Source organism: Klebsiella sp. JB_Kp042, assembly GCF_040065275.1.
Lineage (GTDB): Bacteria > Pseudomonadota > Gammaproteobacteria > Enterobacterales > Enterobacteriaceae > Klebsiella > Klebsiella quasipneumoniae.
On record NZ_JBEAJL010000074.1, the window covers coordinates 1 to 1,301 of the forward strand.

Annotated in this window: 1 tRNA gene and 2 rRNA genes; all 3 read right to left on the reverse strand. The window is 50.9% G+C overall.

Annotated features, from left to right (window positions below):
* Positions 1-545 (reverse strand): 23S ribosomal RNA (locus tag ABLV54_RS13215); the annotation flags it as partial.
* Positions 546-735: 190 nt separating this feature from the next.
* A tRNA-Glu gene (locus tag ABLV54_RS13220) sits at positions 736-811 on the reverse strand.
* Positions 812-896: 85 nt separating this feature from the next.
* Positions 897-1,301, reverse strand: a 16S ribosomal RNA gene (locus tag ABLV54_RS13225); the annotation flags it as partial.

Below are 1,301 nucleotides of genomic sequence, written 5' to 3' on the forward strand. Positions count from 1 at the left end.
AAGGTGCTCCCACTGCTTGTACGTACACGGTTTCAGGTTCTTTTTCACTCCCCTCGCCGGGGTTCTTTTCGCCTTTCCCTCACGGTACTGGTTCACTATCGGTCAGTCAGGAGTATTTAGCCTTGGAGGATGGTCCCCCCATATTCAGACAGGATACCACGTGTCCCGCCCTACTCTTCGAGTTCACAACCTGTGCATTTTGGTGTACGGGACTATCACCCTGTACCGTCGGACTTTCCAGACCGTTCCACTAACACACAAGCTGATTCAGACTCTGGGCTGCTCCCCGTTCGCTCGCCGCTACTGGGGGAATCTCGGTTGATTTCTTTTCCTCGGGGTACTTAGATGTTTCAGTTCCCCCGGTTCGCCTCGTTAACCTATGTATTCAGTTAACGATAGTGCAACGAATTGCACTGGGTTTCCCCATTCGGACATCGCCGGCTATAACGGTTCATATCACCTTACCGACGCTTTTCGCAGATTAGCACGTCCTTCATCGCCTCTGACTGCCAGGGCATCCACCGTGTACGCTTAGTCGCTTAACCTCACAACCCGAAGATGTTTCGTAAAACATCATCGTGTCGCGAAAATTTGAGAGACTCGAACACACATTAACTGTGTGTCGTTTCAATTTTCAGCTTGATCCAGATTTTTAAAGAGCAAATATCTCAAACATCACCCGAAGATGAGTTTTGAGATATATCGGCACGCGTCTTTCACTCACGAACCAGCAAGTGGCGTCCCCTAGGGGATTCGAACCCCTGTTACCGCCGTGAAAGGGCGGTGTCCTGGGCCTCTAGACGAAGGGGACACTGAAGTCTCAATCGCAAGACGCCTTGCTTCTTTACTTTCATCAGACAATCTGTGTGAGCACTACAAAGGCAGGTTCTTTAAGGTAAGGAGGTGATCCAACCGCAGGTTCCCCTACGGTTACCTTGTTACGACTTCACCCCAGTCATGAATCACAAAGTGGTAAGCGCCCTCCCGAAGGTTAAGCTACCTACTTCTTTTGCAACCCACTCCCATGGTGTGACGGGCGGTGTGTACAAGGCCCGGGAACGTATTCACCGTAGCATTCTGATCTACGATTACTAGCGATTCCGACTTCATGGAGTCGAGTTGCAGACTCCAATCCGGACTACGACATACTTTATGAGGTCCGCTTGCTCTCGCGAGGTCGCTTCTCTTTGTATATGCCATTGTAGCACGTGTGTAGCCCTGGTCGTAAGGGCCATGATGACTTGACGTCATCCCCACCTTCCTCCAGTTTATCACTGGCAGTCTCCTTTGAGTTCCCGGCC